Source organism: Pseudoalteromonas sp. US3C1004, from assembly GCF_048401065.1.
In the GTDB taxonomy this organism is placed as follows: Bacteria; Pseudomonadota; Gammaproteobacteria; order Enterobacterales; family Alteromonadaceae; genus Pseudoalteromonas; species Pseudoalteromonas undina.
This window is the reverse complement of sequence record NZ_CP183073.1, coordinates 671,610-696,363: the sequence shown is the minus strand read 5'-3', so window position 1 is coordinate 696,363 and position 24,754 is coordinate 671,610. Positions and strand designations below refer to the sequence as shown.

The following is a 24,754-nucleotide window of genomic DNA, read 5'->3' as shown; positions in this document are numbered from 1 at the left end:
GATAAGTTAATAATATGCCCTGTAAATTATCGTAAAACGGCGAAATTAACCAGCATATTCTGCTGGATTTTAATTAGAATGCACGCTTTACACCAACAACATTTAGCGGTAATTAACAATTATCCTAAGTCTTAACACTCCTGAGGGTTGCTTATGTTATTCAATGGCGATTTAACAACGACTTGTCCGATCAGACAAAAGATCCGTGACTTTTACCGTATTGATGAGAATGCGGTTATTGATCACATTTTACCACTTGCAGAAGTCGGTGTTAAAGCACGAAGCCGTGCATGGGAAAGAGCTCGCCAAATAGTATTAAACATTCGTAAAGACCAAGATGGTCAAAGCGGTGTTGATGCGCTATTAAATGAATTTTCACTATCGAGTGAAGAGGGTGTGGTATTAATGTGTTTAGCCGAAGCATTGCTTCGCGTTCCTGATAAAGCAACTCAAGAAACATTAATACGTGATAAATTAGCAAATGGCGATTGGAGCTCTCACTTAGGCAGTAGTGATTCTTTATTCGTTAATGCTTCGTCTTGGGGATTATTAGTAACCGGAAAAATGGTTAACTATAACGACAAAACGAAAGAGCAACAATTTGGTATGCTCAAAAAAACCATTGGTCGTTTAGGCGAGCCTGTTATTCGTAAGTCTGTGAACTTTGCCATGAAAATTATGGGTAAACAGTTCGTAATGGGCCGCACTATTGACGAGGCCATTGAACGTGCAGCCGATACAGAGAAAAAAGGCTATGTATATTCTTACGATATGCTAGGCGAAGGCGCTCGCACAATGAAAGATGCTAAGCGCTACTTCGACAGCTATATGAATGCAATTCATTCTATTGGTAAAGCAGCAAATGGCCGTGGTCCAATAAAAAGCCCGGGCATTTCTGTAAAGTTATCAGCTATTCATCCGCGTTATGAATTTACTCATAAAGAACGCGTGATGGAAGAAATCGTTCCAAAACTAAAAGAACTTGCACTTGCCGCTAAAAAATACGACATCGGGTTTACTGTTGATGCTGAAGAAGCTGACCGTTTAGATATTTCTCTTGATGTTATTGAAGCGGTATTTAGCGATGAAGATCTTGGCGATTGGCAAGGTTTTGGTTTAGCGGTTCAGGCGTATCAAAAGCGCGCTATTTTTGTTATTGAATGGCTAACAGACCTAGCAACCCGTGTGGGTCGTAAAATGATGGTGCGTTTAGTAAAAGGCGCATACTGGGATACCGAAATCAAAACCACACAACAAGATGGTTTAGACTTCTTCCCGGTATTTACCCGTAAAGCAACCACTGATGTGTCATACAAAGCATGTGCGATTAAAATGCTTGAAGCACGAGATGTACTTTACCCGCAATTTGCAACACACAACGCCTACACTGCTGCAACTATTTTAGAAGTAGCTAAAGGTGATAACCAAGGTTTTGAATTCCAACGTCTACACGGTATGGGCGAATCTTTATTTGACCAAATCGTTAATGCAGAAAAAATCCAGTGTCGTGTATACGCACCAGTAGGCCAGCACGAAGACTTACTTGCTTACCTTGTTCGTCGTTTACTAGAAAATGGTGCTAACTCATCTTTTGTAAATGCCATTGTAGATACCACTCAACCGGTTGAAGCATTATTACCAGATCCTGTTGAAACGCTGCAAGGTTTACGTAATAAATACAACACGCAAATAAAAATGCCAATTGATTTATACGGTGAAGAACGTGCCAACTCAAAAGGTATGGATTTAACTGATATTAACGTGATCACCCCGTTTAAAGAAAATTTAGACACTTGGTTTGAAGAGCACTTAATTGAAGAAAGCCAAGTACCAGAGGGCGCGCTGGCAGTTAAAAATCCAGCAAACCATAAAGAAATTATTGGCCACGTAAAATTACAAAATAGCGATGAAATGAAAGTGTTGCTAGCCAATGCTGAAACCGCTTTTGAATCATGGTCACAAACACCAGTAAAAGAGCGTGCTAATCTATTGCGTCGCGTTGCTGATATTTTAGAGCGTCATCATGATGAGCTTGTTGCTATCTGTATTAAAGAAGCTGGTAAAGTGGCACAAGATGGTATTGATGAAGTACGCGAAGCGGTTGATTTTTGTCGTTACTACGCAGCCCGTGCTGAAGAGCTTGCTCAAGATGAGCGCTTTGAAGCTCGTGGTGTGATTTTATGTATTAGCCCATGGAACTTCCCACTCGCTATTTTCTTAGGTCAAGTTGCAGCTGCTATCGTTACGGGTAACACAGTAATTGCAAAACCTGCAGAACAGACGAGCTTAATTGCTCTACGCGCTATTGAATTAATGCTTTCTGTTGGTTTACCTGAGCACGTTGTACAGCCTGTGGTTGCTCGCGGTAGCGAAGTAGGTAAAACCATTGTGCCAGATGAGCGAATTCAAGCAGTTATGTTTACAGGTTCAACTGAAACGGGCACACTTATCTCGCAAACATTAGCGGCACGTAACGATATCCAGGTGCCTTTAATTGCAGAAACTGGCGGCCAAAACTGTATGATTGTTGACTCAACAGCGCTTCCTGAACAAGTAGTTGATGATGTGATCAGTTCTGGCTTCCAAAGTGCAGGTCAACGCTGTTCAGCATTACGTGTGCTCTTTATTCAAGAAGATGTTGCCGATGGCATTATCGACATGCTCAAGGGCGCGCTTGCTGAATTACACATTGGCGACCCATCATTACTCTCTACAGACGTAGGCCCTGTAATTGATGAAAAAGCGCTGAAAACACTCAACGACCATGTTGAATACCTAAAGGGTAATGCAACACTTCACTATGAGTGTAAAATTCCTGATAACAGCGAAAACGGTGCGTTTTTCTTTGCCCCACGTTTATACGAAATCAAAGACTTATCGGTATTAAAGCGTGAAGTATTTGGCCCGTGTGTACACGTCATCCGCTTTAAAGCAAGTGAGCTTGATAGTGTTGTCGACCAAATTAACAACACCGGTTACGGCTTAACAATGGGTATTCATTCTCGTATTGAAGAGCGCTGTGAACACTTAGCTAAAATGTCGCGCGCAGGTAATGTTTACGTAAACCGTAATATGATTGGTGCGATTGTTGGCGTGCAACCCTTTGGCGGCCGTGGACTATCAGGTACTGGCCCTAAAGCCGGTGGACCAAACTACCTACAACGCTTAATCAAAGAAAAAGCATCACCAGATAACGTACAAATGACTAACCTAACGCCAGACGAGCTTGATTTACACCACTACAGTGGCGCAAATGAGCAAGTAGAAAAGTTAATGGTTAACTCTATGCGCGATGAAAAAATTTGGCGTGCAACACCACTGAATGACCGTGTTTCTGCGGTGCGTCAGTTATTAGCGAAAGTAGCAACCGTTGAAATTATTGATGACCTTGCAGACGATTTAGCGTTAACACTTGCCGATGCACGTGCTCAGTTAAACCGCTTAGAAAAGCACATGCGTAAATATACAACATTGCCAGGGCCAACGGGTGAATCGAATACACTTCACCTTGAAGCACGCGGCTGTGTAGTATGTTACGCAGATAAGAGCACCTCATTTAACTTTTGGGCACTATCGATTATTACCGCGCTTGCTGCTGGTAACACGGTAATAACAGTAGCATCTGAAATATTTTATGATGAAGCGGTTGCTTTTAGAGATAAGTTTATTGCAACCGGCGTTGCAGAAGGTGTTTTCCAAGTAGCTAAACCAAATCAGTTACAAGCGATATTAGCGCATCCTCACCTAGCCGGAGCGGTAGTTGCTGCACGTTCTTCTCGCTTAGGCTACTTCAGCCAACAGCTTGCACAACGTAAAGGCGCTATACTGCCAGTGATCAGCTCTGAGTATTACGACACGCTAATTAAGCGCTTAATTACTGAAAAAACAATCAGTATAGACACGACGGCATCAGGCGGTAATACCTCCTTGATGACCCTTGTTGAAGATGATGAATAGAAAATAATCATTATTTAATTAAAAAGGCATCAAATTGATGCCTTTTTTATTTCTAAATGTGAATTTATTTGTTACTTTCTCTAATCATACTTGTTAATAAGAGTTCACTTTGAAAACCATTCCAACTTCACAGCTTAAGCCTGGTATGTTTGTACAAAAAGTTGTTAAACAAACTGGTAGCATTAGAATAAAAAACCAAGGCTGGGTTAAAACTCAAAGTGGAATTGATAAATTAATAAAATCAGGAATTTTAGAGGTTGAAATCGACCCTGATAAAATGCTCGCCTCTGAAGAACCTGAAACACAAACAACCTTACCTACTCAGCACGAAGTCAAAAAACGCGATCCTTGGTTAATTACCCACAGTGCTGAGCAAGAAATGAGTAAAGCTAAAAAGCTTTACGATGAAGCAAAAAACCTGCAAACCAAAGCGTTTGGCGATATAGAGAATGGGCGTACTGTTGATGTTGCGCCTTTTAAAGAACTGGCTAGTGGGTTTATTGACTCCGTATTTAGAAATCAAGATGCGCTGGCGTGCATCACGCAAATGCGCCAAAAAGATGCCTACCTGTTAGAGCACTCGATAAATGTGTCTATTTTGATGAGTATTTTTGCTAAACATCTCGGTATTGAAAAACCGATCATTGAAGAACTTGCCACCGGCGCCCTTTTGCATGATATGGGAAAAATAAAAATCCCTGATGCTATTCTCAACAAACCAGGCCGCTACAGTGACGAAGAATTCAAAGTGATGCAAAATCATGCGCTCTTTAGCAAAGAAATACTAGAAGACGCAGGATTAACGGGGATTGCCGTAGATATTGCTGGTATGCATCACGAGCGCTTAGATGGCAAAGGCTACCCCTTTGGTAAAAAAGGCGATGAAATAAGCCAGTACGTCCGCATGGCGTCTATTGTTGATGTTTATGATGCATTAACTGCTGAACGTGTTTATAAAGCAGGTATGGAACCAATTAGAGCATTTAAAATTTTAAAGCAAGGCTGCCCAGATAGCTTTGATGGAGTGCTACTTAATAAGTTTATTCAGTGCATTGGTATTCACCCTGTGGGCACACTGGTAAAACTTTCTAGCCAAAAAGTGGGACTCGTTACTCAAAGCAATCCTGCAACACCATTAAAGCCAGTAGTAAAAACGTTTTTTAATGCAAAGCATGGGCGTTACACTGAAGTTCAAGACGTTGACTTATCAAATAAAAGAACGCAGGACACGCTTGAATCAGCAATAAAACCCAAAGAGTATAATATAGATTTAGAAGGCTTTTATAAGCACTCTATCTTTAGTTAATTGGCCACTATTGTGGCCAATCTTGCAGGGCTTTTAAGCTAAATTCATAACCGTCAAAATCAAGTACGCTCTGATCTGGCGCTATTTCTAACACCTTCAACGCACCAATAGACTCCCCTTCATATAGCTCTCTGCCATTGAGCTTTATCCAGCGTTTATCCGCCGCTGAAGAATAAATGTGCGCCTGATATTTAATGCTTGGTAACATACTTTGTAAGCCATCAGGAAGTAGCTCAACAGGCTGTACTCGTGATGAAAGGCGAGAGCCTTGAGTTACTTCATAGTCAGCTGTTGTTTCTGTGCTATTAACGGCTTGCGCAAACGCATTTCTCAGCGTGTCGGGAACCGTATCGAGTTCATCATTTAACTCTGGCTGCGCAGGCACATTTTGGTTAAGTGGTTTACCTAACACCTTGTATTTACTCAACTCATCTGCAGTAATTGTTCTTTTCGCCGGTTGAGTTGGTACACTTTGCGGTTGGCTGCTCGGTGATTGAAAACTAGATGAAGCGTTATTCTGCGTCGAGAAATTTTGCGTTTGCCCTTGAGACGCTTGATTAACGCTCATAGGTAAATATTGTCCTTGTGGCGTCAGCAACATTTGCTGCACACCCGTTGGGGTTTGTACATAAACCAACTGCCCTGCCAGCGGCACAGAATTGTTAGGCGCAGCTGTTATAATGGGCACTTGAGGGGTTGTTACTGTTTGAGCAACCGTTCTTTGTACCTCTTCTGCGCTTGTTGGTTTTTCTACAACCCCTGACTCTTTTTGACTAAGGTCATTTTGAACAGGCTCATTTTTAACGGTTACATTTTCTTGTTGCGCCCACTTGCCGACAAAGAAGCCACTGGCCAATATACCCGTTGCCAATAAACTTCCTGCGAGTAGAAAACTAATTCGACGATAGGTCATCAACTGGCGTTGTTGTTTTAATTGTTGCGCTTGCAAGTCATATTGCTCAGCGCTCATGGTATCGTGCTTTGATTGCTTTAACGCATCTAATAAATAAGACATGAATCACCTAACTAAAAAATAAAAGACAGGCCAATTCCTGCACCAAAAAGCATTAACGCAGCAGCGCTATAAGGCCAAATCGAACCTGTTTTACTCACTTTATTATTTATAACAATAAAGTCGATAGGTAAAGATTCACTCGCCGCTTGCTTAACAATATCACTTCCAACAATTTCTTGTTGTTTCGAAAATGCCCCTACTAATGCGCGTTCACACACCAGATTCATTAATCGTGGCACACCGCCTGTGAGCTGATGCACCATTTGCATTGCTTCCATTGAAAATATTTTCTTGTCACAACCTGCAATATGCAGCCGATGTTGAATATAAGCAATGGTTTGCCCTGGTGTTAGTGCTAACAAGTGATATCTGGCAGTAATACGCTGTGCCAGTTGCCTTAACTCATTTCGCTTTAGAAGTACCTGTAACTCAGGCTGCCCTACTAATACTATTTGTAATAACTTTTTATGATCCGTTTCAATATTGGTTAATAAGCGAAGTTGTTCTAGCACATCAGGGGCAAGTAACTGTGCTTCATCAATAATCAAAATAGTATGCCCCCCCGCTTTATTATTAAACTCAAGGTGCTTTTTAATGACATCCGTTAGACTTTTCAGCGTTGCATTTTTGGCGTCGTACGTTATTTGTAATTCATCGCAAATACTGGCTAACAGTTCAAGCTCTGATAACGCAGGATTATGGATCATGGCTACTTGGGTATTTTCAGGCAGTCGCTCTAACATACTACGTGTTATTGTGGTTTTACCCGTACCCACTTCACCTGTTAACAGCACAAAGCCGCCGTCTTCACCTAACCCATAGGTAAGGTGTGCTAATGCTTCTTTGTGGCGTTCACTTAAAAATAAGTAGTGGGGATTAGGCGAAATTGAGAATGGCTTTTCTTGTAAACCAAAATAGCTTAAATACACCTTTATAGTCCTTGGTCGTTAATTCACGGCCTATAATGGCAAAAAAATAGCCTGGGTGACAACTACAACCAGGCTTTATTATTAAAATAGTGTAAATAAAAAGGCTAACCGTAAATAAAAGCGCATTTTTAGATTCGCTAATACATTAATTAACTACTTTTCATAACGTACTAGGCGTAAATATACGTTACTTGTTTTAGCATGTAAGCTATTTAAACCACTGGAAAATTGATAAACCCATGCCGAATTTATATTGCTAATACCCGAGGTATTAGACCAATAATTTTGCGACTGCGTTGCTAAAAAAATACCCGCATTAATACTTGGATCGGTACAGCGGTGATCAACTATACTGGCTAACTCTTTAATACTTGGTACTTGCCAGTCGTTATAACCTGCCGAAGTGTCGTTAAATGCCCCTTTGAGTGAAGCTTGCCAATTTAATGGTTGAGTATCACCATCGCAGCTAGTTGTTTCGCTATTATAAACTTGACCATAATTACAGCGCTGCCACATTAGCCCTGTTTTAGTATCTGACACAGTGCCATCAATATTAATCACAAATCGGTCGGTATCATCGCTAGTCGCTACCTCTTCATAACACTGCTGCGCTGCAAGTGACTGGCTCAACCCCAAGGCTAATAACATAGAGACTTTAATTAATTTCATAATAATCACCTTAACGATTTCTAACTAAGCGCACGTAAGCGGTATTATCTTTTGGATAGGCTAAATCATTGCCATCCATCATATCGATAGTGTAAGCCTGAGATAAACTGGCACCATCAACCGCGGTCTGTGAGGTCCAGTAGCGTAAATGCCCGACACTATTAGTCGATGGTGTATTAGGAAAAAATGCAGTATCTATCAATACATTTTGCCCTTGTTTACCGTAGTCGATTAAACCTAACAGCTCAGTATAAGTAGGTAAACGCCAATTACTGCCGCCACAAAAATCAAGCGCGTTAACCTCATCAATATAGGTTTGTAATCCACAGTCAGTATCGCTCGGGCACGTAGTATTAGCACTACCCGTTACATCGCCACTATTGACAGTCCCTTGCCAAATATAGCGGTTTTGTCCATCACGCAGTGAGGTATTTGGTAACATACCGGAATAAGGACTTTTCACTTCCCAAACAAGGCCGGTAGTATTATCGCGAATACAGCTAAAGTTCGACGCATCATCAAGAAGCTCATCGGCAAACTCATTAAGTTTTGTGTAATCAAAAGCCAAATTCCCTTTACCCACTTTACCTAAACGATTGGCAAAACTATCACGCCCAAGATCAGCATCTTGAGCTGGAAACTCATCATTATTACAATTAATACGTTGAGTATTATTATAACACTCACCTACTCCGGTATCGTTTATTAACCCAAGCGCTTTAGGTGTTACATCAATAAATACGGTATCTTTGTCGGTACGCCCTTTTAAGTCCATAACTTGTACTTCAAAGCTAAGGGTTGCATTTAAATCAATATCAGAGGCAAAAAAGCTGGCAGTACATGACTGTGGTTCAAGAAGAGCTTCGGTATTTCCGGTAAGTTGTTGCCACTTACATTGGTAAGTCTGAGTTGCCGCTTCGCTTGCCGTCGCATCTAAAATAACCTTATCAAACTCTTCTACTGTTTGGTCTGCACCCGCATCGGCAATAATCACTTGGGCTGTTTTATTAAGGGTCATATCAAATTGTGATGCAGATACTCCGCCCTCATCATCAGTTACGGTGAGTTGCCATTTTAAGTTGGTGTTATTTTCTAATAATGGATGAGGAAAACTAAGCGTTGGATTAGTATAGCTATCAATTGTTAAATCAGGCCCAGATAATAATTGCCACAAGTAACTACTAATTTCGCCATTTTCATCGGGGTCTGCGGAGGTTAAACCACTAAGGGTTACAGTATCTTTATAAACTGAGGGTAAGTTTGCAGGAGCAACTTGAGTAACAACAGCAAGAGGAAGCTGATTATTAGAGGCAATGAAAACACTCAAGTCGTCATTCACTAAACTACCATCTGGCGTTTGATAGCTTACTCTTAAGACCAATTCACTATCAGATTTTACATCCGGTGCAGTGATGGTTTGTTCAGCCCCTTCAAGCGGAAACACATCTATAAGAGGACCGCTTACACGCTGCCAAGTAAAAGTACCATCTGCAGGAGAGCCTTTTGCAGAAATAGTAAACTCTGATTTTTCTACAACTTGGAGATCGTTACCTGCAAATACTGACGTTTTAATATCACTGTTATCAGCACCGCCTCCCCCTCCACATGCAGCCAAAAGCAAGCATGCCATAAGTGGTATTAACGAAATTGCTTTCATACTAAGCACCTTTGTGTCTTATAATTATCTAATAAGACTGTGAAGCAAAAAAAGTGCCATTATGAGTTATAAATAGCTATCTTGATGAATACGAACAAATAATTTAGTGCCAACTTTACTGTAATCTACTTTATATTCGCGGCCATCTAAGGATTGAATAAACAACAACTGTTTTTCCTCGCTAAATACATCTGGACTTGCGATATAAACCATATCTAAGTAGCGCTCTTTTGCATCACGGCGGTTTTTTGGCAGCTCTTCTTTAAATGGTTCTAGACCATTCGCTGTTACTTTAATTCGAGGATGTTCCTCACCATTAACAATCACTAAATCTAGTTTTCTATCTTTATGAATTATGGTGTTTCGACCACTTTTAATAAAAGATCTGTCTTGGCTCATAGTTATTCCTAATCCCGCAGTGAGTGCTTATATTATTATTCACACTGCGACTTGATAAACTGAGAGGGATCACGCTTCCATTTATTTAAATTTGCGCAAAATTCCCAAATATCACTTTCTATTACACTGGCAGGTAACAGTAAGTCATACCCTGTTAAAAGCTGAAGATGCTTAGCCCTATTAGCAAACATCGCTATAAGCCCATTATAGTCAATTCCTTTTTTTGACCTAAATTTATTATCTTCAACTAACCATTCTGATGGGCAATGCCCATTTTTGCAATTTTTTTGAACAACTTGCATAAATAAGTGCCGCTGTTCTATTAGTAATTTACCCGCAATTCTTGGTGCTAAAGCAGCTAAAAATGTATCTATATCATTTAACTTAATACCAATCGCGTTAAGCTCAAGATGATCGATACCGTTATCAACTTTAGGAATACCGCAATGGTGGAGATTTTCTTGGTGTAAATCCCATTGCCCGTACTTATGTTGATATGTTAATTGCTGCTCAGTTAAAATAATACTATAAAAAGGTTCTTGTGTTTTAAAAAATCCAATTAAAATTGCTGCAATACATAAACTTACTAAAAAAATTTCAATAATACTGATTTCACCTGGACGCAATAAATTAAATAGCATGATGAAGATTAAACCAATGCTACCTACGACCAGTATTTCAATCCCATTTTTAGCGCCTTGCGCTCGGTATTTAAGTGTGTGTTTTTTTATATTAGCCATACTGAAAAAACGCCATATAAAATATAAACATAATAATAGCCCACAATACTAACTTTCTCAGTGTTAAACAGCGTTTGCATGATGTTTTGAAGTTCATCAATTAACTCCTATTATTACTGTTAAATATGCGCAATGACTAAGTATCAGTTATTTTTACGCCTAACGCACAAATTAATGAGATACATAACCGCCTTTTTTTGTCCTGATTTCGTACAATACTTATAATCTATTTTCAGGTATGAAAACAATGCACTCTAAACAATCCGGCAAAGCCCTATTTCCATTTATTATTTCGGTACTAATAATTTTTAGCGTTTATTTATATTTGCCCGCATCACAGGGCGAGCAAGCTGATTACTCGGCAATGACAACACAAGTCTCTGCGCACACTGTCGAGTCGCAAGAAAATGCCATTATGATTGAAGCCATTGGCAGTGCCCGTGCTAATCAGGCTATTTACATTAAAAGCGCACAAAACGATTATGTCACCAGCATTTACTTTGAAGACGGCGACTTGGTCAGCAAAGGACAAAAATTAGTGCAACTGCAAAACCAACAAGAACAATTTGCAGTAAAAGAACTTAGCATTAATTTACAAGAAGAAAAACGCCAATTAGCTAGGCTTACCGAACTTTCTCGCTCACAAGCGACTGCCAAGTCGTTACTTGAAGAACAGCTAGCCCGTGTTGATGCCAGCGAAGCTCAACTTGAAAGTGCCAAAACTAAACTCAATGAAATGGCTATTACCGCGCCTTTTTCTGGGTTACTGGGTAAACGCGAAATATCGGTAGGCGCTTATATTAGTAACAGCACGATAATTACAACCTTAGATGATATCAGTATCATAAAAGTTGATTTTAAAGTGCCTGAAAAGTATTTAGCTCAACTGAAAAACGGAATGACGGTTCGCACTCAAAACGATGCTTACCCTGATCAAACATTCACCGGTAAAGTAACCCATATAAGCTCACGTATTGATTCAATCACTCGCAGTGTAGAAGTAACAGCCAGTTTTGCTAATAAATCGGGTTTACTTCGCCCTGGTATGCTACTTAAAACTGCACTAGAGCTAAGCAGCAATCAAGCGCTCATGGTGCCTGAAAAAGCAATTATTCCTCTGCAAGATAAACACTATGTTTTTCAAATTGAAGATGGCATAGCTAATCGCATAGAGGTACATGTTGCAAGTAGAAACAATGGCTGGGTTGCAATAGACAAGGGGTTAAAGAACGGCCAGCAGATTGTTACCGAGGGAATAATCAAAATCCGCTCTGGTAGCAAAGTAAGCGTTAAGGGGTAACACGTGAAAATTACCGATACTAGCGTCAAACGCCCCGTTTTTGCGATTGTTATTAACTTACTGTTACTCACTTTTGGCTTAGTTGCTTTTAGTATGCTGCCTTTGCGTGAGTATCCAGATATTGAAACACCGATTGTAAATATTAGTACTGAATATACCGGTGCATCTGCTGAAATTATTGAAACAAAAATAACCCAAGTTATCGAAAACCGTATTTCGGGGATTGAGGGTATTAAAAGTATTAACTCATCGAGTCGTAATGGCCGCTCAAACATTACCATTGAGTTTAATATTAACCGCGACATAGACGATGCCTCTAACGATGTACGTGAACGTGTTGCACGGGCATTAGACAGCCTACCAGAGCAAGTACGCCCTCCTGAAGTATCAAAATCAAATAGTGACGAAAGCCCTATCGCGTGGTTTGTACTTAACAGTGAAACCATGGATTCATTGCAGCTTTCTGATTATGCACAGCGTTTTATTGTCGACCGTTTGGCCGTTGTTGATGGTGTATCAAATGTGCGTATTGGGGGAGAGCGAAAGTATGCTATGAAAGTATGGCTTAACCGCCAAGCGATGGCAGCTCGTGGCATTACCTCTAGTGATATAGAGCAAACACTTCGCAGTGAAAATGTAGAGCTTCCGGCGGGTGAAATTGAATCGGTAGACCGTGATTTTACTGTGCGCACTGCACGCAGCTATAAAAACCAACGTGATTTTCAAAACCTTGTCATTAAGCGAGGTGAAGATGGTTATTTAGTACGTCTAGGCGAAGTGGCTGACGTAAAATTAGAAGCCGCCGATGATGAAAGCTTATTTCGCGGAAATGGCCGTAATATGATTGGTATGGGTATTGTTAAACAAGCCAAAGCAAATACCCTTACAGTAGTTGATAATGCCCGCAGTGAACTAGAAAAAATAAAACGTAATTTACCTGAAGGCACTACTATAGAAGACAGTTACGACTCTTCAGTATTTATCAAAGAATCAATTAATGAGGTTTATAAAACTTTAGCAATTTCTATGGGGTTAGTAGTGCTTATTATCTTTATATTTTTAGGTAATATTCGCGCCACACTTATTCCTGCGGTCACCGTACCGGTCGCCTTAGTCGGTAGTTTTATGTTTTTATTAGCAATGGGTTATTCAATTAACTTATTAACTCTACTGGCACTAGTATTAGCAATAGGCTTAGTGGTAGATGATGCCATTGTAATGCTAGAGAATATTCACCGCCGCATAGAACTTGGGGAGCCGCCTTTATTGGCAGCTTATCGCGGCGCTCGTGAGGTAGGCTTTGCAATTATAGCCACCACCCTAGTGCTGATCTCTGTGTTTGTACCATTGGTGTTTATGGAAGGACGAATAGGCGCACTATTTACAGAATTTGCAATGGCAGTAAGTGCCGCCGTGTTCTTCTCCAGTATTACTGCATTAACACTCTCTCCGGCATTGTGTTCAAAGGTGTTAAAAGCTTCTGAAAAAGAAAGTAAGTTTAGCCAAGTAATGGATCGCTTTTTTACTAAATTAGAAAATGGATACCGTAACGCTTTAGCGTCAAACATGACTCGTAAATGGGGCTTAATGCTGAGCTTAGTTTTGGCTGGGTTTGTTAGTTATTCACTATTTTTACAAATACCGTCTGAACTTACCCCTAAAGAAGACCGTGGTACCTTTTTTGTACTTATGAATGGCCCTGAAGGCGCTAGCTATGAGAATAATGCCGCTAATATGGCAAAGATAGAAGAACGCTTAATGCCTTACTCTGAATCTGGCGAACTAAGCCGAGTTTTAGTGCGAGTTCCAGGTTGGGGTGGCAGTGGTGGTGTAGCCATTGTTGGTATGGCGGATTGGGATAAACGCAAACGCTCAACCTGGGAAGTCATGGATGAAATAAGCGGTAAAATGCAAGAGGTCACCGATGTACGTGCTTTTGCCATTATGCGCCGTGGTATTGGAGGTGGTGGCTCATCGCGACCGATAGAGTTTGTTTTACAAGGTAATGATTATGCTCAACTAGCTGATTGGCGCGATAGAATTATTAAACGTGCTGAGAAAAACCCTGGGTTAGTGCGCATTGATCATGATTATAAAGAGACCTTCCCACAGTTTTTAGTCAGTATTGATAAAAATAAAGCTGCAGATTTAGGCGTATCAGTCTCAGATGTGGGTCGTACACTTGAAACCATGCTTGGCCAACGCCGTGTAACCACCTTTATTGACCGCGGTGAAGAGTACGATGTAATTTTAAAGGGAACTAAAGAAGACTTTGCAAACCCTACTGATATTTCAAATATTTACCTTAAATCTCGCAGCAATGAATTGGTGCCACTCGACAGCCTTATAAGCTTGAAAGAAGAAGCCACCGCCTCGCGTTTAAACCGCTATAACCGTATGCGTGCAATTACTCTAAGTGCCAACTTAGCTGATGGCTATACGCTAGAACAAGCACTAAACTTTTTAAACAATATTGCCGCAGAAGAAAATGACATTGATGGCGCCATTGATTACAAAGGTGAGTCACAATTGTTTTATGAAGGTGCCTCAGCCATGACCTATGTGTTTGTGCTGGCATTGACCGTGACCTTTTTAGTGCTCGCTGCTCAGTTTGAAAGCTTTATGCATCCGCTTGTTATTATGCTCACCGTTCCACTTGGGCTAATGGGTGCTATGTTTGGCCTTTGGAGTATGGGCTTAACACTCAATATATACAGCCAAATTGGTATTGTGATGCTCATCGGGTTAAGCGCTAAAAACGGTATTCTGATTGTTGAATTTACCAATCAGTTACGTGATAAAGGGTTGGAATTTAGTGAAGCTATTTTACAAGCCGCTACCCAGCGTTTACGTCCTATTATAATGACCTCCCTAACCACAGTTATGAGCGCGGTACCTTTGGTACTCGCCTCAGGGCCTGGCTCGGAAAGTAGAATGGTAATTGGTGTGGTGGTATTTACCGGCGTAACGGTTGCCACCATACTGACTCTGTTTGTAGTGCCAGCGGCCTATTACGCACTAGCGCGAAACACACAATCACCAGAGTTTTTACAGCAAAAGCTAGATAAACAAGCAGCTGAAAAACCACTTAAAGAGATCTAAGTCACTCTGAGCGTCGTAATTAGCAGTTACGGCGCTATTTTGGTGCATATAACCATATAATTGAGGAAGTACTTATGAGTTCAACCACACAGGTAGCAACACTCGGCGGCGGCTGTTTTTGGTGTATTGATGCGGCATTTAGGCGTGTTAAAGGTGTACTCAGTGTTTGTTCTGGTTACACGGGTGGACATACTGATAACCCAACCTACAAAGCTATTTGCAAAGGCAATAGCGGGCATGCCGAAGTGGTTAAGGTTGAGTTTGACGCCAGCATTTTAAGCTTTGAAACCTTACTCGCAATGTTTTTTACTTTGCATGATGCCACCCAATTAAATCGCCAAGGTAACGATATAGGCACTCAATACCGCAGCGTTGTATATTACCATGATCAGCAACAACAATTGCAAACACAGGCCGTTATTGCAGAGCTGCAAACTCATGTCAGCGAGCCTATAGTAACAGAGGTAAGCCCAGCAACCACTTTTTACCCTGCTGAAAGTTTTCATCAAGACTATTACAATGAAAACCCAGAACAAGGCTACTGTAGTATTTTAATTGCGCCAAAATTGCACAAGTTTGAAACCGAATTTAGCGAGTTTTTATCTGAGTAAAAACACATTAAAGCTCTAACCAAATAGCCCAGCAATTTGCTGGGCTATTTGTTTTTCGGCAACTAAAAGTGACAATTAAAACTGGTAATTTGCCCCCACAAAGAAAGTTCTTCCTGCGCTGTTATAACCTAATAGCTCACCACTGGCAGCAAACCCTGTTGCCGCAGTAAAATATTCCTTATCAGTAATGTTTTCTATTCGAGCAGCTAACGACAAATTATCGAGCAACTGGTAATTAGCGGCTAAATTAAATACCGTATAGCCAGCGAGCTCCGAGTCATAATACGCAATTGATGGACGCGATGAGCGATACTGCATATCCAAACTGGCATCAAAATCGCCCCATGATTTGGCGAGTTGATAATTAAACGACTCTGAAGGCCTGCGTGGTAAATCTGTATTTGTCTTTTCATCTGTAGCATCTAAAAAACTAACATTAACAGAGTGTTCAAAGCCTAACGCTGAAAACTCAGCCGATAATTCTATCCCCTGCATAGATACTTTATCTATGTTAGTTGCAATATATTTACCTGAGTCTGCATCATAATTATTACTAATTAAATTATTGATACGGTTATCGAAAATAGCAATATCATAACGCCCCCATTGAGTTTCTAGGGTAACACCAAACTCATTGTTTAAGGCTTCCTCAGGCTTAATATTATTATTTGGTAGGTAGTATGGGCTGTTAGTTACAAACGCATTAATTAAAGACGGCGCCCTAAATGCGGTGCCATGATTTAAACGTACCGTTACATACTGATTCGCTTTATATCCAAGCCCAGTACTGTAAGTATTTGCACGGCCGTGGAAGTCATAATCATCGGTTCTGATAACCGCATTTGCTAACCATTTATCATGACTATAAAACGCGCCTATAAACAATGCGTTATTATCGCGTTTTTCTTCTGATGACGTTGCTGAAGAGTTTGATAAATCCTCAGACAAGTAATTAAAACCACCTGATAAATCAAGCTCTTGCGTTAGGCTATAAAGCCCTCGGTATTCAAACTCAACACGCTCTGTGCTATACACTTGCTGAACATCGGTGCCAGTTTGAGTATTTTCTTCTTGCGATACACTCAATGAAATACTTTGGGTATATATTTCTGAGGCTTTTTTCCAGCCTAGCTTAGCGGTATAGTTTTCAAAATCGTAGGCATCGTTACCCCATGCGTTATCATACTGCGCTTCACCTTCACTGTACTGAGACTGTAAGCTCAACTCACCTAGTTCAGCCAGTTCATACGCTAAATTAAAGCCAATGTTTTTATTTTTGTAGCCATCATCATCGTGATCTTTGGTGTATTCAGCCACAGGGTCTTTGCCAGTAACATCAAAACCATCTGTCTCTTCATAGCCTAGATTATAATTAAAGCTAAGCGCCTCTTTTGCAAGCCCACCAGCAAGCTGATAATTACTGTAACTATGACTGCCCAAAGTAGCCGAAAGCGTATTATTTGAGGCTTTACGGGTAATGATATTAATTACTCCGGCTACCGCATCAGAGCCATAAATAGCTGCTCTGGCACCTTTAATAACTTCAACACGCTCGATACTATTAACTGGAATATTAGTTAGCGATACACTACCTGAGCTTGCATCGCTCACTCTTACGCCATCAACCAATACTAAGGCATATTTAGCGCTAGCACCGCGAACAAATATATCTGCTTTTTGACCTAATCCGCCGTTACGGACAATATCAATACCAGCAATGGTATTTAATATTGCAGGTAAGTCTCGGTAATTCGCTTTTTCAATATCAGCGCGGTCGATAACTGCCACACTTGCTAATACATCATTTATAGGTTGTTCAAATTTATTTGCAGTAACGGTTATTCTTTCAATGGTTTGTTCTGCAGATGCAGAAAAAGACAGCGCAGCCGAAATAGCCACACCCAATGCAGTTTTATTTATCATGATGTTCCCTGTCTCTGCCCACCGCAAAGATGTTAGTAAGTAAGATTACATCAAGGCCGGTCTCCGGACTCAGTTACCATAATAAAATACAGCATAACTTTACCGTTGCGGGGGCAGTGTTGGGATTGACTTCATCAATGAAAACGCACCAACTTCCCGATTATCCTACTAAAAAAATCACACCGTTGAAGTGTTTAGCAAGCACCTTGAAAATAGGCAGCTATTGTTATCTGTTTACTAAAAAATGTCAACGGACGTCTAAACATCTACAATTTGATTTTTGGGGTTCGGGGTTCGGGGTTCGGGGTTCGGGGTTCGGGGTTCGGGGTTCGGGGTTCGGTAATTATCATAGATTCAAAAATAAAAAAGCCAAACAATATAGCGTGTTTGGCTAAATACATGTTGCTTTGAACTAAGCGCCTATAGTGCCTAGCTCGAAACAATAAATTAATCGCGGAAGTTTTTAAACTGAAATGGCTGACCTAAATCAGCAGTGCGTACAACTTGCATAGCAGCTTGTAAGTCATCACGCTTTTTACCCGTTACGCGTACTTCTTCGCCTTGAATAGCCGCTTGCACTTTTACTTTAGAATCTTTAATGGCTTTTACTACTTTTTTAGCCATATCTTTTTCGATACCCTGCTTTAGTGCAACGTTACGAAAAACATTTTTGCCTGCGCGAGAAATCTCTTGAAGTTCTAGGCTCGCAACATCCATTCCACGCTTTGAAACTTTTCCAGCTAAAATATCAAACAACTGCATAACCTGAGCATCTGCTTCAGCTTTTAATTTAATTGTTTTATCGTTTAATTCAATTGAGGCATCGACCCCTCTAAAATCAAATCGTGTTTCTAATTCACGATTGGCGTTATCAACCGCGTTTTGTGCTTCGTTCATTTCTACTTCAGATACAATATCAAATGAAGGCATGATGTTCTCCTAACTAGCTAATCTTAATTTTATGCGGCAATTATAACGTTAAAATGATAAATCTTTACACTTTTCTGCATCTTGTTCAGGTGCGATACTAATTTAGTTTGATATACTGAGGCTTCTTTTTTATACGATTTTAGGATTTTTTGTGACGAGGCGTGTTTACCAAGCTATTTTTTTAATTAGTATTGTCGCATTTACCTTCTTATTTGCTAAAGAGGTAAAAGGGGCTGCAAACTTATTTCCGCATGTAGATAAAGTGGCGCATTTTGGTATTTTCTTTTTACTTGCCATTATAATGGATAAAGCCTTTAAACTGCCGTTATATGCACAAATATTGCTGTTAGCCGGCTATGGTGCCGCAATAGAAATTATGCAAGATAGCCTCCCTTACAGACAAGCATCACTGGCCGATTTTGTTGCCGACTTTATTGGTGCGGCGAGCTACTTTTTAGCTAAAGCCCTATTAACACTACGTAAAAAGAAGCGTTATGGCTAACATACTTGTTGTTGGTGATGGTGCTATAGGTTTGTTATTTAGTCATTTCTTAGCTAAATATCACACAGTTTATGTTCTTACCAAAAAAGGCACAGTAAATACTCGCTTTTACAGCCACAGTAACGCTGCGTCTGAAAAAATTAACGCCACTTTTATCTCACAACAGCAATTAGCCCAAGCTCCCGAGTTTGACATTGTTTTATTCACTGTTAAAGCGTTTGCAGTGCAACAAGCCTATGCCCAAGTAAAGCCTTATCTTGGTAATAATACCCATATTGTACTGAGTCATAATGGCATGGGTAATGTTGAACAATTAAATGCACAGTTAACACAGCAGCAGTCGTTGTACTTTTTAACCACCAGCATGGCTGGGTTCAAATCAAACCCTAATATTGTGCAGCATACCGGAAACGGGCAAAGTGTATTAGGGGGCTGTAATCAACTAGCTATGCAAAATATTCAACAGCTTAGTGCACAATTACACACTATTCCGCAATTAATTGTCAGCAACAATATTGAGCAACTGCGGTTTGAAAAGCTACTGGTTAATATTGCTATAAACCCATTAACCGCTCTGTACAATATAAAAAACGGCCAGTTGCGTGCGCCACAGTTCAATAGCTCAATTATTAATTTATTAACTGAAGCGTGTCACACTGCGACCGCGCTTAAACTTAATATTAAGCTTATTGATGCCCTCGAGCGCGCCTATAAGGTGATGAGTTTAACCGCAGAGAATTACTCATCTATGCATCAAGACGTTTTGCACAATAGGCAAACTGAGATCATGGCAATTTGTGGTTATATTAGTGAACAAGGCAAGCATCATAATATTGCGACCCCGTATAACGACGCTTTACTTGCTGAAATTTTGGCAAAAAAAAGCGCGGAATAAATCCGCGCTTTTAAAATATTTAGCCATTAACGACGATAGACTTTTACAGTGGTAAAGCCTTCTTCGTGAAGAATAAGCGCTTGTAACTGGCTCATTACCCCTTTTTGGCAATATAAGTAATAGTCTTTACCTTTAGGTAAATCACCAAACTTAGTTGCTAAACGGAAAAACGGTAAATGAATAACTTCAATACCATCAATTTCAAGCGGAGCGGCATCTTCTTCCTCAGGTGAGCGAATATCAACAACAACCGCTCCCTCTGGTAACTCTGTAACTGACTCAGCTTCTTTAAGCTCTTGCTTAGCTTCAACATCGATATCGCGCACATCCATAACACGGGCGTTATCAATAACGGTATCTAATACGTCAAAATCAAACTTCTCTTCTTCTGCTTTAATGACTTCAATTTTGGCTTTAACCGTCGGCTTTTTAGAGATCACACCACAGTATTCAGGCATCGTCTCAGCCATTTCTGCAGTACCTATTTGGCGCGCTATATTAATGATCTCTTGCTTATCATGTTGGATAAGTGGGCGTAAAATCAGCGTCTCGGTTACACGGTCAATCACGCTTAAATTAGCTAAGGTTTGGCTAGACACCTGACCTATACTTTCACCCGTTACCAAAGCTTGAATATTTAGTTTTTCAGCAACAGCACTACCCGCTCGCATCATCATACGTTTAAGCACAACACCCATTTGGCTGTTCTCAACGTTTTCTAAAATTTCAGCAACAACCGGTTCAAAATCAACGGTAATAAACTTAACTTTATGCGTAGAGCTGTATTGTTTCCATAGATAGTAACTCGCTTGTTTAACCCCAATTTCATGGGCAGCACCACCTAAGTTAAAGAATAAAAAGTGTGTACGAGCGCCTTTACGGATCATCTGATAACTGGCAACGCCAGAATCAAATCCACCAGACATAAGCGATAATACATCGTCTTGTGTTGGCAGTGGAAAGCCCGCCATTCCTAAATGGGTTTGCGTCACTATGTAGGCTTTTTCGTCTTTAATTTCTAAACGAATCGTTACCTCAGGGCGGCTTAGCTTTACTCGAGCTCCTTCAACATGTTGATTAAGCCCGCCACCAACGTAGCGCTCTAGTTCAGTTGAAGTAAAATCATGTTGACCTATGCGCTTAGCACGTACACAAAAGGTTTTACCAATAATAGTGTGGCCAACTAACGCAATGGTTTTTTGATAGATGTCATCAAGGGTTTTAAAGTCTGTTTCGGTCACTTCAATAAACTGTACGATGCCAGGAATGCGCTGCAAGCTATCAATAAAATCAAGGCGAGTTTGAGCTTCATCTAGTTTTGTAACAACTGAAATATTATCCCAGTTATTACGTACTTGTACTTTTTCGTCAACACGACGCAATACAATTTTAATGTTATTTTCTAACACTTTGGTAAAGCGTTTACGGACTGAACGGCTTTTGATGGCTATTTCAGGGTGAAGTTTGACGATAAATTTAAGCATAGTTCAACTCTTAGACTGCGGGAATTCGCGCACCCAGGCATTGGGCGCGGCGGATTATAGCAAAAAATTTAACGCCTAGGAACTAACCAACTCAACAGGCTTAAGGATTCTGGGGGGCAGCATTTGCTAAAAGTGCGTACTTGTCTCTTAACTGATTAATTTTATTTGCGCTTTTTTCTGTACTGTAGGCTTTAAATAAAGTCAGTACTTTTACAATGCCAGGGTAAATATCTTGCTCAACCAGCACACCACTTAGTCTTCTTGCTTTCATATAGGGTGTCCAAAAGCTAACCGTTAATTTTAGCGTATGAGCAAGTTCAATGGCATCTTGTTCATCAATGGCAATAATTTCACTATCCCGCAAGGCCAAAATGATGTTACGTACCTGCTCAAGTAATTCCTGCTGAAAATCAATGTAACCCTGTTTTAAATGGCTATCGCGAGCAAGAATATCGCCAAGGTTGTCGTAAAAAAAATGATAGCGCCACATTAATTCAAATAGCGAATCTAAATAAGGGCCAAGATGCTCAAAAGCATCGTCGCCTTTATCAACTGGCTTAAAGTGAGTACTTAAATGATCACGATAAAGTGCAAATATATGGCGAATAATGTCTTCTTTATTTTTAAAGTGGTAGTAAAGATTACCCGGACTCATGCCTAAACTCGATGCAATATGATTAGTTGATATTGCTCTTTCACCATGTTCATTAAACAATGAAATACTGGTTTGAATTATTTTATCCTTGGTATTCATATACTCATTACTCAATTTTCGAAAATACGATGCTGCATTAAAACAATCCACTAGTATAAACAAATAGTCAGCGTTAAAACAATCAAGGCATGAAGTTCTTCACAATTTACTTACAAGGCTGCTTTGCACACTAAACACTGCTACACTACGGCTAAAAATAATAACACAGTAAATATTATGAAAGTGACCGCAATCTACCCAGGCACATTTGACCCTCTTACCAACGGCCACACTGATTTAATTCAGCGTGCGGCTAAGATGTTTGATACCGTTATTGTTGCTATTGCTCATAACCCGAGTAAAAAACCGTGTTTTACTTTAGAAGAACGCGTTGATTTAGCAAATGAAATTTTAAGCCATTTAGATAATGTAAAAGTCATTGGCTTTTCAGGGCTACTCGCAGATCTGGCTCGTGATCATAACGCAAATGTATTGATTAGAGGTATAAGAGCGGTTTCTGATTTTGATTACGAGTTTCAGCTCGCAAATATGAATCGCCGTTTAAACCCTGATTTAGAAAGTGTATTTTTAACACCTGCTGAGCGTAATACCTTTATATCATCAACGCTAGTAAAGGAAGTTGCACGCCATAACGGTGATGTGAGTGAGTTTGTTGACACCATAGTAATGAAAGCCCTGCAATCTAGGCTGGGGAAAACCAAGCATTAAACACAACACCTAGCGTATCATTACATTGCGCTAGGTAGCTTCGCTCTTGCTGGAAACAGAACGTTCTTAAGCCTCACTAAACCCAAAAAGTCTTTATTGATAAATAGTGCCAATGCCATTATAAGATCAAATAGAATAACGCCAAACCCATATGCAGCCCAAAACCACCAATAATCAATGTTTCCTTTAACTTGAACATCATAATGCATCCCCAAAAATAAACAGGTATTAATCCCCAACCCCAGCATTAAGTAATAAAAAGCAATAGGCGTGTTTTGCAACGTGATTTTTCGCCACAAAAAAAGTATCAAAATAGTCGTGAGATCAAATATGAAATAATCTTTATAAGTAGAAGTTTCGAGGCTTAAAAATGCACTTAGAAAATACGAGATCATCATTATTAATGAAATATGCAGTAAGCTTTTATCTTGTTTATTAATACTCGAAGAAAGGTTAAATAGAAAAGCGATTAAAAATAACCACAATATAAAATTACCTAAATTCTCGCCAACTTTAACAAGTAGCCATAATAAATCTGTCATTATAGGCTTTTAAACTCAGCGCGTGATCTAAATAAACGACCTTTAAGTTTCATTAGCCCTAAAAAGTCTTTATTGATAAAAATAGCAATAATCATTAGTAAATCAATAATGTTAACCCCCATGGAGTACAGGCTCCACAACCACCAAGGATCTGAGTTCCAGTTTATATAAAGATCTATATAAATAGAATAAGTTAAACATGCATTTATAATTAAACCGCTTACAATATAGTTTTTAGCTACAGAGCTTTGAAAACTTGAAACCTGTAATGCTAAAAAAATGATTAGGATTGTAGCAAAATCAAAAAAAATCCAGTTCAAGTAAACATTTTGAAAAATGTAAAGGAAGTCACTTAGAAGGTAGGAAAAAAACATGATTGTGGCTAAATAGACCAAAGATTTATTTGGCGTATTTATACTCGATACCAAAGTGTACAAAATGGCCATTAAAAAGCCCCACTGTATAAATGCATCGATATAATCTGCTAAAAATAAGTCTACATAATACATTTATTGGATTTGATGAAGCTCAGAGTTTTTGAATAAAGACATAAGTTTATTTTTTAGGGTGTGTAAGCCAAGGAAATCACGGTCTACTATTAAAGCGATAATCATAATCAGATCAATAATGTTTACACTGAACGTATAAATATCCCAAAAGAGCCAAGGCTCTCTATTCTCTCTGATAAAGACATCAAAATACATAAAAAGAAAAAACATTGAATTAAATGTCAACCCAACAATAAGGTATAAAAAAGAAGGTGTGGTTTTTTTTATCAAAAAATAAGTCAGGCTTAAAGTTATGATTGTTACTAAATCGTAGAATGCCCAGTCTAAATAGTCTGAAGTTCTAACCGATAACCATGTCAAAAAATAATCTGACGCGGTATATGAAATCATCATGATAAATGAACTGAGTAATAGGGTTGAATTTCTTTTTATATTTAATGAGTAAACGAAGGCGTTAAAAAAAAACGCCATAAGAAATCCCCACATCGCAAAAGCTGATAATGAAAAAAAACCAAAAAACTCAGTTAAAAACATTCATAACCTTAATACTTATTTAGGTCTAGTAGGCAAGATGATACCGCCAATGCGCTGTAAATCAGTGCTCGCTGCTGCCATCGCCTCTTGAGAGATACTTACTGTATCAGATTGAAGGGTTTTAGGGCTAGCAGTTTGTTCCATTGCAGGCTTTAATTGTTGCGTTTTATTGTATGCTTGCATTTGTACTTGGCTATTAGCTGAAATTTGCATGTGATTAATCCTTTTGAGTATTAAATTTTTATTATTGGCGTAAATTTAAATCACACCACCTGGAGCAGTTACTAAATAACTGCTGTAACGTATTGCCTTCGTTGATTAATTGAC

General features: G+C 39.6%; 22 protein-coding genes and 1 riboswitch. Of the genes, 8 read left to right on the top strand and 14 right to left on the bottom strand.

Annotation, left to right across the window (positions count from 1 at the left end; genetic code table 11):
- Positions 1-153 precede the first annotated feature (153 nt).
- The gene (putA, locus tag ACNSN3_RS03210; protein ID WP_010391062.1) at positions 154-3,957 is read left to right on the top strand and encodes a bifunctional proline dehydrogenase/L-glutamate gamma-semialdehyde dehydrogenase PutA; all 3,804 of its coding nucleotides are present in this window, start codon (positions 154-156) and stop codon (positions 3,955-3,957) included.
- Between the two features lie 109 nt (positions 3,958-4,066).
- Complete coding sequence (locus tag ACNSN3_RS03205; RefSeq protein WP_193049263.1) at positions 4,067-5,263, top strand: HD-GYP domain-containing protein; 1,197 nt, start codon at positions 4,067-4,069, stop codon at positions 5,261-5,263.
- A gap of 7 nt (positions 5,264-5,270) precedes the next feature.
- Here ACNSN3_RS03205 and ACNSN3_RS03200 read toward each other — a convergent pair whose 3' ends face one another.
- The 6 genes from ACNSN3_RS03200 to ACNSN3_RS03175 all read right to left on the bottom strand — a co-directional run bounded on the left by ACNSN3_RS03200 (position 5,271) and on the right by ACNSN3_RS03175 (position 10,672).
- A complete protein-coding gene (locus ACNSN3_RS03200) occupies positions 5,271-6,278 on the bottom strand; it encodes a general secretion pathway protein GspB (RefSeq protein WP_418608562.1) in 1,008 nt (335 codons plus the stop codon).
- A gap of 11 nt (positions 6,279-6,289) precedes the next feature.
- On the bottom strand, positions 6,290-7,207 hold the full coding sequence (locus ACNSN3_RS03195) for an ExeA family protein (RefSeq protein WP_418608561.1): 918 nt from the start codon (positions 7,205-7,207) through the stop codon (positions 6,290-6,292).
- 153 nt (positions 7,208-7,360) lie between these two features.
- Positions 7,361-7,876, bottom strand: coding sequence for a DUF1566 domain-containing protein (locus ACNSN3_RS03190; RefSeq protein WP_109875624.1), 516 nt, complete (start codon positions 7,874-7,876; stop codon positions 7,361-7,363).
- Between the two features lie 10 nt (positions 7,877-7,886).
- The gene (locus ACNSN3_RS03185; protein ID WP_418608560.1) at positions 7,887-9,533 is read right to left on the bottom strand and encodes a PKD domain-containing protein; all 1,647 of its coding nucleotides are present in this window, start codon (positions 9,531-9,533) and stop codon (positions 7,887-7,889) included.
- 66 nt (positions 9,534-9,599) lie between these two features.
- The gene (locus ACNSN3_RS03180; protein ID WP_010391054.1) at positions 9,600-9,932 is read right to left on the bottom strand and encodes a hypothetical protein; all 333 of its coding nucleotides are present in this window, start codon (positions 9,930-9,932) and stop codon (positions 9,600-9,602) included.
- Positions 9,933-9,967: 35 nt separating this feature from the next.
- On the bottom strand, positions 9,968-10,672 hold the full coding sequence (locus tag ACNSN3_RS03175; RefSeq protein ID WP_010391053.1) for a DUF2982 domain-containing protein: 705 nt from the start codon (positions 10,670-10,672) through the stop codon (positions 9,968-9,970).
- A 247-nt stretch (positions 10,673-10,919) separates the two neighbouring features.
- Here ACNSN3_RS03175 and ACNSN3_RS03170 point away from each other — a divergent pair, with 247 nt between their 5' ends.
- From ACNSN3_RS03170 to msrA, 3 genes are all read left to right on the top strand, one after another.
- Positions 10,920-11,972, top strand: coding sequence for an efflux RND transporter periplasmic adaptor subunit (locus ACNSN3_RS03170; protein WP_138571138.1), 1,053 nt, complete (start codon positions 10,920-10,922; stop codon positions 11,970-11,972).
- 3 nt (positions 11,973-11,975) lie between these two features.
- Positions 11,976-15,074, top strand: coding sequence for an efflux RND transporter permease subunit (locus ACNSN3_RS03165; protein WP_055011618.1), 3,099 nt, complete (start codon positions 11,976-11,978; stop codon positions 15,072-15,074).
- A 74-nt stretch (positions 15,075-15,148) separates the two neighbouring features.
- A complete protein-coding gene (gene msrA / locus ACNSN3_RS03160) occupies positions 15,149-15,685 on the top strand; it encodes a peptide-methionine (S)-S-oxide reductase MsrA (protein WP_418608559.1) in 537 nt (178 codons plus the stop codon).
- 75 nt (positions 15,686-15,760) lie between these two features.
- Here the strand turns inward: msrA and ACNSN3_RS03155 are convergent, their stop codons facing one another.
- Positions 15,761-17,608, bottom strand: coding sequence for a TonB-dependent receptor domain-containing protein (locus ACNSN3_RS03155; protein WP_418608558.1), 1,848 nt, complete (start codon positions 17,606-17,608; stop codon positions 15,761-15,763).
- Between the two features lie 36 nt (positions 17,609-17,644).
- Positions 17,645-17,810, bottom strand: a riboswitch (cobalamin riboswitch).
- Between the two features lie 245 nt (positions 17,811-18,055).
- Complete coding sequence (locus ACNSN3_RS03150; protein WP_008113183.1) at positions 18,056-18,538, bottom strand: YajQ family cyclic di-GMP-binding protein; 483 nt, start codon at positions 18,536-18,538, stop codon at positions 18,056-18,058.
- A gap of 151 nt (positions 18,539-18,689) precedes the next feature.
- Here ACNSN3_RS03150 and ACNSN3_RS03145 point away from each other — a divergent pair, with 151 nt between their 5' ends.
- A complete protein-coding gene (locus ACNSN3_RS03145; RefSeq protein ID WP_008113182.1) occupies positions 18,690-19,040 on the top strand; it encodes a VanZ family protein in 351 nt (116 codons plus the stop codon).
- The gene (locus ACNSN3_RS03140; protein ID WP_418608557.1) at positions 19,033-19,935 is read left to right on the top strand and encodes a ketopantoate reductase family protein; all 903 of its coding nucleotides are present in this window, start codon (positions 19,033-19,035) and stop codon (positions 19,933-19,935) included. Before ACNSN3_RS03145 ends, ACNSN3_RS03140 begins: the two co-directional genes overlap by 8 nt.
- A 26-nt stretch (positions 19,936-19,961) precedes the next feature.
- Here the strand turns inward: ACNSN3_RS03140 and thiI are convergent, their stop codons facing one another.
- Both thiI and ACNSN3_RS03130 read right to left on the bottom strand, forming a co-directional pair.
- Complete coding sequence (thiI, locus tag ACNSN3_RS03135) at positions 19,962-21,419, bottom strand: tRNA uracil 4-sulfurtransferase ThiI (protein ID WP_418608556.1); 1,458 nt, start codon at positions 21,417-21,419, stop codon at positions 19,962-19,964.
- Positions 21,420-21,519: 100 nt separating this feature from the next.
- Positions 21,520-22,173, bottom strand: coding sequence for a TetR/AcrR family transcriptional regulator (locus ACNSN3_RS03130; RefSeq protein ID WP_010391043.1), 654 nt, complete (start codon positions 22,171-22,173; stop codon positions 21,520-21,522).
- Between the two features lie 177 nt (positions 22,174-22,350).
- Between ACNSN3_RS03130 and coaD the strand changes: the two genes are divergently transcribed.
- Entirely contained in the window at positions 22,351-22,842 is a 492-nt protein-coding gene (gene coaD / locus ACNSN3_RS03125) for a pantetheine-phosphate adenylyltransferase (protein WP_024601870.1), read from the top strand.
- A gap of 20 nt (positions 22,843-22,862) precedes the next feature.
- On the opposite strand, the gene ACNSN3_RS03120 is transcribed toward coaD, so the two are convergent.
- The 4 genes from ACNSN3_RS03120 to ACNSN3_RS03105 form a co-directional block, all read right to left on the bottom strand.
- Entirely contained in the window at positions 22,863-23,384 is a 522-nt protein-coding gene (locus ACNSN3_RS03120; protein WP_418608555.1) for a hypothetical protein, read from the bottom strand.
- Positions 23,384-23,506, bottom strand: coding sequence for a hypothetical protein (locus ACNSN3_RS03115; RefSeq protein ID WP_350653557.1), 123 nt, complete (start codon positions 23,504-23,506; stop codon positions 23,384-23,386). The genes ACNSN3_RS03120 and ACNSN3_RS03115 overlap by 1 nt, the downstream gene beginning before the upstream one ends.
- A 387-nt stretch (positions 23,507-23,893) precedes the next feature.
- On the bottom strand, positions 23,894-24,427 hold the full coding sequence (locus ACNSN3_RS03110; RefSeq protein WP_418608554.1) for a hypothetical protein: 534 nt from the start codon (positions 24,425-24,427) through the stop codon (positions 23,894-23,896).
- Between the two features lie 15 nt (positions 24,428-24,442).
- Positions 24,443-24,640, bottom strand: coding sequence for a hypothetical protein (locus tag ACNSN3_RS03105; RefSeq protein ID WP_036956762.1), 198 nt, complete (start codon positions 24,638-24,640; stop codon positions 24,443-24,445).
- Between the last annotated feature and the right edge of the window lie 114 nt (positions 24,641-24,754).